The sequence below is a fragment of the Bartonella sp. AC70YNML genome (assembly GCF_042196545.1).
Lineage (GTDB): Bacteria > Pseudomonadota > Alphaproteobacteria > Rhizobiales > Rhizobiaceae > Bartonella.
Map to the genome: position 1 here is coordinate 74090 of NZ_JBHIQK010000002.1, position 9452 is coordinate 83541.

At 38.6% G+C, this 9452-nt stretch carries 9 protein-coding genes; 6 read left to right on the forward strand and 3 right to left on the reverse strand.

Features of this window, described 5'->3' with window-relative positions; genetic code table 11:
- The first annotated feature begins 32 nt into the window (after positions 1-32).
- Both ACFIMU_RS02505 and ACFIMU_RS02510 read left to right on the forward strand, forming a co-directional pair.
- Complete coding sequence (locus tag ACFIMU_RS02505) at positions 33-1130, forward strand: D-alanyl-D-alanine carboxypeptidase family protein (RefSeq protein ID WP_375609965.1); 1098 nt, start codon at positions 33-35, stop codon at positions 1128-1130.
- 406 nt (positions 1131-1536) lie between these two features.
- Entirely contained in the window at positions 1537-2598 is a 1062-nt protein-coding gene (locus tag ACFIMU_RS02510; protein WP_375606061.1) for a CobW family GTP-binding protein, read from the forward strand.
- An 860-nt stretch (positions 2599-3458) separates the two neighbouring features.
- On the opposite strand, the gene ACFIMU_RS02515 is transcribed toward ACFIMU_RS02510, so the two are convergent.
- The 3 genes from ACFIMU_RS02515 to ACFIMU_RS02525 all read right to left on the reverse strand — a co-directional run bounded on the left by ACFIMU_RS02515 (position 3459) and on the right by ACFIMU_RS02525 (position 6222).
- Positions 3459-4208: a L,D-transpeptidase family protein gene (locus ACFIMU_RS02515; RefSeq protein WP_375606062.1), complete on the reverse strand. Its 750-nt coding sequence runs from the start codon at positions 4206-4208 to the stop codon at positions 3459-3461.
- Positions 4209-4248: 40 nt separating this feature from the next.
- Complete coding sequence (locus tag ACFIMU_RS02520) at positions 4249-5205, reverse strand: acetyl-CoA carboxylase carboxyltransferase subunit alpha (protein WP_375606222.1); 957 nt, start codon at positions 5203-5205, stop codon at positions 4249-4251.
- A gap of 78 nt (positions 5206-5283) precedes the next feature.
- On the reverse strand, positions 5284-6222 hold the full coding sequence (locus ACFIMU_RS02525; RefSeq protein ID WP_375606063.1) for a site-specific tyrosine recombinase XerD: 939 nt from the start codon (positions 6220-6222) through the stop codon (positions 5284-5286).
- A 260-nt stretch (positions 6223-6482) separates the two neighbouring features.
- Here ACFIMU_RS02525 and ACFIMU_RS02530 point away from each other — a divergent pair, with 260 nt between their 5' ends.
- The 4 genes from ACFIMU_RS02530 (at position 6483) to ACFIMU_RS02545 (ending at position 9445) form a co-directional block, all read left to right on the forward strand.
- Positions 6483-7115, forward strand: coding sequence for a shikimate kinase (locus tag ACFIMU_RS02530; protein WP_375606223.1), 633 nt, complete (start codon positions 6483-6485; stop codon positions 7113-7115).
- Positions 7090-8223, forward strand: a complete 1134-nt coding sequence (gene aroB / locus ACFIMU_RS02535) for a 3-dehydroquinate synthase (RefSeq protein ID WP_375606064.1) — start codon at positions 7090-7092, stop codon at positions 8221-8223. Before ACFIMU_RS02530 ends, aroB begins: the two co-directional genes overlap by 26 nt.
- 416 nt (positions 8224-8639) lie before the next feature.
- Positions 8640-9035: an MliC family protein gene (locus ACFIMU_RS02540; RefSeq protein ID WP_375606065.1), complete on the forward strand. Its 396-nt coding sequence runs from the start codon at positions 8640-8642 to the stop codon at positions 9033-9035.
- 17 nt (positions 9036-9052) lie between these two features.
- Positions 9053-9445, forward strand: a complete 393-nt coding sequence (locus tag ACFIMU_RS02545; RefSeq protein ID WP_375606066.1) for an MliC family protein — start codon at positions 9053-9055, stop codon at positions 9443-9445.
- The last annotated feature ends 7 nt before the right edge of the window (positions 9446-9452 follow it).

Below are 9452 nucleotides of genomic sequence, written 5' to 3' on the forward strand. Positions count from 1 at the left end.
ATAACGAATAAGAGGGAACTAGATTTAAATTAATGCAACGTCTCTTCTATAATTTATTTTTTTCTGTGATTTTGAGTTTATCCAGCGCTGTCGCTCTAGCGCAGCCTTTTATTTCTGTTGATGTTACAACGAGGCGTATCTTAAAACATAATCAAGCTTTTGAGCGTTGGTATCCTGCTTCCTTGACAAAATTAATGACCGCTTATGTTATTTTTCGTGCCATGAGCCGAGGAGAAGTTTCACCAAACAAACATATCACCATCAGTGAATACGCCGCAAAAGCTCCCTCATATCGTTCAGGCTATAAAGCTGGTTCTGTACTCACACTTGATACAGCCTTAAGTATCACCATGGTTAAATCTACCAATGATTTAGCTATTGCCATGAGTGAAGCCATTGCAGGTTCACAGAAAGATTTTGTACGTAAAATGAATAGCGAAGCTAAACGTTTAGGCATGTTTGGCACCCATTTTGCAAACGCAAGTGGTTTACCAGACCCTCAAAACTACTCCACGGCACGCGATATTGCTCTTTTAGCCGTTCAAATACGTCGAGAATTTCCACAATATGCTCATTATTTTTCTATTCCAGCCATTGATTTTGGTAATAATCGAAAAATTCAGCATAATTCAAACAACCTCATTGGCCGTTTTTATGGGATAGACGGTATGAAAACAGGCTTTATCTGTGCCTCTGGTTTTAATCTTGTTGCCTCAGCCACCCGCAATAAACGTACAATTATTGCTGTCATTCTAGGTGCTAACAACATAAGCGAAAGAGAAGAAAAAGCTGCACAACTTCTTGAAATAGGATTTTTGCACCAAGGAAGCCCCCAATTAACACTAGCAACATTAAAACCTTATGGGAGCAACATAACACAAGCCAACAATATGAGACAACAAACATGCACACCTGAAGCCATAAAAATGCATGCAAATTCATATGATGATCAAGGAAATATTATTCTCACCTCACCTTTTATCACTGCTCCACCTTCTTTTTCTCATCCTTTATCAGTACACCTCATTCGTACGCCACAAGCACCTAAAATGACAGTAAAACCACTAAGAAAACCCTATATTCCGTATAAAAAGCACGCAAACCATTCTATAAAAAGCCATAAATCATAATCTACAATTAATTATAATACTTTGATTTATAATGATAATTAATTATTTTGTACCTTATGTCAGACCCACAAGTATTGTAAGATTCTCTCATTTCAAATCTGTATTTGTTGAATCAATAAAACCAGTCTCTTGCGCGCCACAAGATGGATGAACATGTAGATAAAATAATTAAAACAAGGAATAAAAATCCTTCCTATAAATCCTTTCAAGAACCAAGAATTATCATAACATTGACGCTAAAAAGTGTATGATATACCCACGTGCACCTATCTTTATAAGCGTAAAGATAGTGGTACAATAGATTTCATGGGGGATTAACCATTATATCCCTCACGGACACCATTATAAATTGGTTCGACATACTGAGATATATTTTTTAAAAACAAAACTATGATTGATGATTAACATGAAAATAAAGCGCATCCCTCTCACGCTTATTACGGGCTTTTTAGGCTCTGGCAAAACAACTTTGCTTAACCGTATGCTACAAGCCCCTCTTCTAACAGAATGTGCTGTTATCATCAATGAATTCGGCGAAATCAGTATTGATCACCTTCTGGTTGAAAAAACGACAGAAGGAATTATTGAGCTTGCCAATGGTTGCTTATGTTGCAATTTACGCAGTGATCTCATCGACACATTAATTGATTTAATAAATCGCGTTCAGACAGGACAGATCAAACAACTCCATCATATTATCATTGAAACCACAGGGATGGCTGATCCCGCCCCTATTTTACAAATACTTTTAAGCCACCCATTGTTTATTCAAACATTGTCCATAAATGCTGTTATTGCAACATTTGATACATTAAGCCCACTTTCCATATGTAAGCGCTACCCTGAAATATATAAACAATTAATATTTGCTGATAAAATCATTCTCACCAAAACAGATCTTAGAGACCCACAAACGCTTTCAGATACACTCCTTAGCACACTTAAAACAATGAATCCCACAGCACAAATCATTGACGCCCATTCTGAAGATTTCTGTTCAAATCTATTAATAAATAACACATTATGGGATGAAAAAGGAGAAAATACAAAACTTAAACAAAATCTTACGACTACCCCACATGATCATACCCCCCATAAAACCATTCGTACCTTTTCACTAAACTGTGAGGATCCTGTTGATTACGCCACAATTGAAGCTTTTTTAGATCTCCTACAAGAGCGCTATGGTACAAAATTATTACGTATTAAAGCAATTATCGCATTGCGTGATGACCCTTATCGCCCACTTGTATTACATGGCGTACAAACATTTTTTCATCCTCCCATAAGATTGCCAGCATGGCCAAAAGGAATAAAACAAACACGTTTTGTCATCATTGCCGATGGTGTTGAAAAAGAAGCAATACAAAAGCTCCTCAATGCTTTTTTTAATAAACCAGCAATAGATACTGCAGATAAAACAGCTCTCTTAGAAAATCCTCTGGTCATTCCAGGAATAAAATTTTAATTTTTTCGCCCCTTCAATGATATAACATTAAATTCATTGGCACCACCATCTTTATGCTTTTAAAGGAGCAAACCGGCACCATTACACACTTTGCTAATTCCCAATGTTGAAACAAGCTCTTGGCACTTAAAACGGTTTGTAAAAAGCATTTTAGTCTTTCTTGTACAATTTCACCCACGCAGCGATCCCCGCTTGTAACGTGCAAGCAAATGGTTTTAATTTATTCAACATGGAACGGCTTTGAAATGAGAAAATCTTACGGTATTCAGGGCTCTAATTTGACTTGAAAACACTAAATTATCATTATAAATCAAATTGTTACGATAAAAAAATTAATACCCATCAATCTGAAAACAGATTGTTTTCTCTCTAAATGCGCTTCATCTGCAAATAACTTCATGTGATTCATTTCACAGACCGATTGGCCAAATTCTTGGTTCTAAAATATTCTGCTCAACTCTATATTTATTCAAGCTAATTGAAATCAAAATCCCTGTTAAGAAAAAAACCAAAATCAGACAGAGGCAATATCGCATTTTAAAATATGTGAATGTATCTTATAACAGCACGACAAGACAATATTTCACAGCATAAAAGAATAAAAAGAGAGGTACATTTCATGTTAACTTACTCAAACGAAGGTTGAGACCAGTAACGATGTGCAAACAATCCAACTTCCTTGAGAAAATTCCTCTTGGCTTCCCACTTCATATGATTTACTTACATAAAGCTCTATGAAAAAACTCTGCGCTTTAAAATATTGACTACTCACTTAAAAACCTTATGTGCAAAGTTTTTGCATATCCTGTATCACCATTATTAAGTGATAGTGTTTACGGTGCTGTAGGATACAATAACACTCACTGCATTAGAGAAACTGAAGTTTTATCAATATCGCGATTAAAAACGTAACGTTTTCCGTAAACCTCAACAGTTGGAGGTTGACGATTTTTTTCAAAAAAATCATAACCTTTCTTAAGCATAACCCAGAATTGATAATGAGGATTCTTGCTATGACGTGACATATTATCCTCGGTCATGCGGAAAGGAAAAGCCTGCAACTGAAACTCTCTTTGTCCTCCTTTAAAAGCATCCCGTGCAAACGCATAAATCTGAGCCATGTTCTTATCACTCATAGAATAACAACCTGCGGAAAAGCAAGAACCATGCACCATAAGATTGCTTCCTGTGCGACCATTTTCCTGATCATACAGGTTAGGAAATCCTATATTAAAAGAGAGATAATATTTTGAATAAGGATTCATTTGGTTTGCGCTAATAGTATAAAAACCCTCTGGTGTCTGAAGATCCCCTTCTTTATATTTAGGTCCAAGCTTACCAGACCATTTGCAAATGCCATAGCGAGCAACCAATATAAAAGGTCCTGAACGAGATTGCTTCCAAACTTCAGCAAGATTTTCTTCCTTAAAAAACCGCATCATAATCGGTGCATAGGGATCTATATCATACAGAACCATTCTATTTTTAATTTCTTGCGGCAATGGCTGCTCAACTTTAGCGCGAATAGAGGCTGGTAATCTTCCTTCACATGCTGTCAATAGTCCCATTACAAACAACACGCAAACAGCGAGGAATCTGCTAAATGTCATCGAATAAAACTCCAATCCAACACCCCTCACAAAAAATAACCTATGTTAGAGATCGACCAATTTGAAGGTATTTTTCCCTTCTCTCTTGTTTAAGCACTTGACCATCTTTTCCAGCCATAGCTTTTAAAGCCTCTGAAATAACATCACCCGTTGCATCAATGACAATCTCTTTGTCACGATGCGCTCCCCCTAAAGGTTCCGAAATAATGCCATCAATAATCTTTAAGCGATACAAATCTTGAGCGGTAATACGCATATTCATTGCAGCATCTTTTGCACGAGCTGGATCACGCCATAAGATAGAAGCTGCTCCTTCTGGTGAAATAACAGAGTAAATTGCGTGCTCCAACATATAAACTTTGTTGGCAGCCGCGATTGCTATCGCCCCTCCAGAACCGCCTTCTCCAATAACAACGGAAACCACAGGAACTTTCAAACGCAAAGTTGTAGCTGTTGATTGAGCAATTGCTTCCGCTTGCCCACGTTCTTCAGCGCTTACCCCAGGATAAGCACCTGCTGTATCAATAAAAGTGAGGAGTGGCAAACCAAAGCGGTCAGCCATTTCCATAATACGTACAGCTTTACGATAGCCTTCTGGACGTGCAGAACCAAAATTATAGCGCAAACGTGTTTGCGTATCGTGACCTTTCTCTTGACCGATATAAGCAATGGCCTCACCTTTAAAGCGTGCAAACCCCGCTTGAATAGCCTCATCTTCAGCAAACTTGCGATCTCCGGCCAAAGGCGTAACGTCACTCAATAGGCGTTTAGAATAGTCCATAAAATGGGGACGATCCGGATGACGAGCAACTTGTGTTTTCTGCCACGGCGATAATTTTTTATAAATATCGCGCAACGCTGTTTGGGAACGCGTTTCAAGACGAGCAATCTCGTCACTCATATCAAGACTGCCTTTTTCCTGAGAAATTTTTTTTAATTCAAGAATTTTCCCATCAAGATCAGCAACTGGTTTTTCAAAATCAAGATAATTATACATTTGTGTCAACTCATTCAGTGTCACTTATACACTTATAATTTGCTTTATAAAGTCTTTTTCAAAAACATCACCTTTTCTTTAACGAGCCTTTTGCTCATCGGCAAGTGGATGATGCTCATTGACTAAACGATAAAGTCCCTCTTCCAACACATGGGTATAAATCTGAGTAGTAGCAATATCAGAGTGACCTAACAAATGTTGAACGGCACGCAAATCAGCACCATTTTGCAAAAGATGACTAGCAAAAGCATGACGCAACACATGGGGAGAAAAGCTATCACTTCCTATCCCTGCTCTTCTAGCGAGATTTTTCAACTCCCGTGCAACGACTTGACGAGCAATATATCCTGTCTCGGAATGCGCCGGAAAAAGATAAGAACTCGTAGCATCCTTTCCCTGATCACGCAAATTTAACCACTGTGAAAGAACTTGGCATGCTTTTTTTGATAACAGCACCATTCGTTCTTTTTTGCCCTTACCACGAACCAAAACGCTGTACTCTTTCCTTCGAACAGACTGAACCGACAGACTCACCAACTCACTAATACGTAACCCTGTTGCATAAAGCATTTCAATCAATAGCTGAAGACGCAGTGCACGGAAATAACCTTTGGACCCATAGTCTGCTTGATTGACTTCTAACTCCGCAAAATCAAGCAATTTTATCACTGCATCTTCACTCATGATTTTGGGCAAAGGACGCCCCTGACGAGGTGCATCAATATCATGAGAGGGATCATCTGCTCTCAACCCTTCAGCATAAAGGAATTGATAAAACTGACGCAAAGTCGATAAACGGCGCGCTTGCGACGATGCCGCAAAACCAAAAGTATGCATAAGCGACAAAAGGGTAATTAAATCTTCTTTTTGTGCTGAAAAAAGCGAAACAGAGTGTGAAGACAATTCGTCTTGTGCCCACTGCAAATCATGCTGATAAGCCGCAAGCGTATGAGGCGAAGCCCCTCTCTCCGCACTCATCATCTCAAGAAAATGATCTATCACAGCATCACTTTTCATTTCATTGATTCGCTCCCGTAGAAAGATTCCATGAATCCAAAGGAACATCAATGTACATATCCACAGTTACTGGTTCAACCCAAACCACAAGAGCACCCATTATAATGAAAAGAACAGAAAGCAAAATGAAAAGAATCATCAAAAATCTAGTCAATGTTGGCATAAGACAATAACCTACCCAAAAATATTCTATCTCGTATTATGCCTCACAAAGATTAACAGGAATTGACTTTAAGATGGATAAATGCCGAAATAAAGTTATGAAAAGCAATCGACAAAAACGCGTCCCCATAACACAAATAAAGAATCAGCTCTTATCGTCCCTTGATAAAAGAGCACTTGTCCTTGTTGGTCTTATGGGGGCAGGAAAATCAGTGATCGGAAAACGCGTCGCCACCATGCTTCGTTTACCTTTTTATGATTCTGACCAAGAAATTGAAAAAGCTGCACAAATGACAATCACGGAACTCTTTGAAATTTATGGTGAATCCGAATTTCGTGCTCTTGAACAGCGTGTTATTCTAAACCTCATGAAAAAAAGTCCCCTTGTTTTAGCAACAGGTGGTGGTGCCTACATAAATGAAAATATCCGAAAAGCCATTCACCAAAATGGTATATCCATATGGCTAAAAGTCGATCTTGATATCCTCATGCAACGTGTCTCAAAACACCCAACACGTCCCCTGCTTCAAACAGCCAATCCTAAAGAAACTATGCAAAAACTCATGGAACAGCGTTATCCTATCTATGCAAAGGCAAACTTAACAATTAACAGTCATAAAGAAAGCCGTCATACCGTAGCACAAAATGTTATACGATCCGTACAGCACTACCTATACACAGAAATTAACAATAGGGATAACCAGCATGCAAACCAAAACCGTCACTGTTAAACTGGACAAACACTGTTACGATATCATCATTGGTCCGGGTCTGATTACACAAGCTGCTTCACAGATTAAACATGCTCTTAACAAAAAAGATCCTCATCAAACGCGCTTGGCACTTGTTACAGATACAAATGTTGCCTCCCTTTATTTGGAGATATTGCAAGCAGAATTAACAAAAAATAAAATTCATACTGTCCCTATTATTGTAGAAGCGGGAGAACAATCAAAATCATTTTCAACCCTGCAAGTTGTCATTGATCAAATTCTTGCTGCGCGTTTAGAAAGAGGCGACTGTGTTATTGCTTTTGGCGGTGGTGTCATTGGCGATCTAGCAGGATTTGCAGCAAGTATAATCCGCCGTGGTATGAACTTCATTCAAATGCCCACAACGCTTCTTGCACAAATTGATTCCTCTGTTGGTGGAAAAACTGGAATCAATAACCAATATGGCAAAAATCTTATCGGTGCTTTTTATCAACCACAATGCGTTATTGCTGACACGTGTCTTCTTGATACCCTGCCGCCGCGCGAATTTCGCGCTGGCTACGCAGAAATAGTAAAATACGGTCTCATTAACCAACCTGACTTTTTTGAGTGGCTTGAAAAAAATGGGCAGAAAATTTTCTCTAATGGCCCTATGCGAACAGAGGCCATTGTTCGCTCATGCCAATTTAAAGCTGACATTGTAGCACGCGATGAATACGAAACCGGAGAGCGCGCACTCTTAAATCTCGGCCATACATTTGGACACATGCTTGAAACAGCAACCGCTTATGACTCTAACCGTTTAATCCATGGCGAAAGTGTAGCAATTGGGATGATTCTAGCTCATCAATTTTCTGCTCAATTAAATTTAATAAGCCCCACGCTTACACAACGCATTGAAGCGCACTTCAAATTTATAGGATTGCCTACACAATTAAAGGATATCCCAGGGCCTCTACCAGATGCTGAAACTTTAATGACTCTCATTGCCCAAGATAAAAAAGTTTCGCAAAACAATTTGACTTTCATCTTAACACGCGGACTTGGCCAATCATTTATTGCAAAAAATATTTCACCAGATGCAGTTTTATCCTTTTTGGAACAAAAATTAACAGAAATTCGTTAATTCATATTGAATATAATTGATTCGTTTTTATACTTCTATTAAAGATTAAATATGATGATGTCTGCGTAGCTCAGTAGGATAGAGCACAGGATTCCTAAAGGAATTGGGCACTTTTAGGAGAAATCCTCAAAGTGAATCTGCTCAAATTCGGGGAAAGCTTCATGGGCGACTATATGCCAATCCCGAGCCAAGTCTCTTTTCAAATGAGAGAAAGGTGTAGAGACTGAACGGGCAGCACCTAAAGAGCAAAAGCTTCAAGGTGAAGAGACAGTCCAGACCACAAACAGCCGATAAGGCTGGCGGTGAAAATCGAAGTGGTATGAATCCTGGGGTCGCAGGTTCGAATCCTGCCGTAGACACCATCGTATCAGTCAAATTATTCTTTGTGCACAATATTAGGAATATAGGGAAGCATCATGAAAAAAACTTTGCACATTTTAGGATTTTTCACCGCTTTAAGTTTATCACTCTTCAGCTCAAACAATAGCTTAGCTGGTTCTTTAATCATTGAAGTACCAGACAATCCAGAGCCCAAAACAGAGACCATTACCTATCAATGTGATACTGGAACAGGTAAAGAGCGCGTAGAGGCAGTCTATCTTAATGCTGACAATATTTCGTTGGTTGATTTCAAATGGAACGGTGACCGTGTCATTGCTGCTAATGTCATCGCGGCAACAGGAGCAAAATTTGCAGGAGCTCAGTATATCTGGTGGGAGAAGAACAAAGAAGTCACGCTTTATGACCTTGCTCAGGATCCAGAAGAAAAAAAACCTATCCTCTGTAAAGATGAGTCAACATTATTATTTTAAATAATACGGGAAATATTATGAAAAAAATTTCTTTTACTAAACAATTTTTCATTACTTTAAGTGTTTTACTCCTCGGTTCAATTAATGCATTAGCAAGTTCTTTAGTCATTGAAGTACCAGATGATCCAGAACCAACAACAGAGACCGTCTCCTATCAATGCGACATGGGAACAAGTAAAGAGCATGTTGAGGCAACTTATCATAATGCTGGCAATATTGCGCTTGTTGATTTAAAATGGAACGGTAAGCGCATCGTTGGTTCTAATGTAATTGCCGCTTCTGGAGGAAAATATGTGGGTGGTCAATACATTTGGTGGATAACTAAAAATGAAGCCATATTTTACGATCTTATTAATGATCCAAAAGAAGAAAAACCCATCCACTGTGTAGAAGAAAAAAGCACAGAATAAAGAAGAT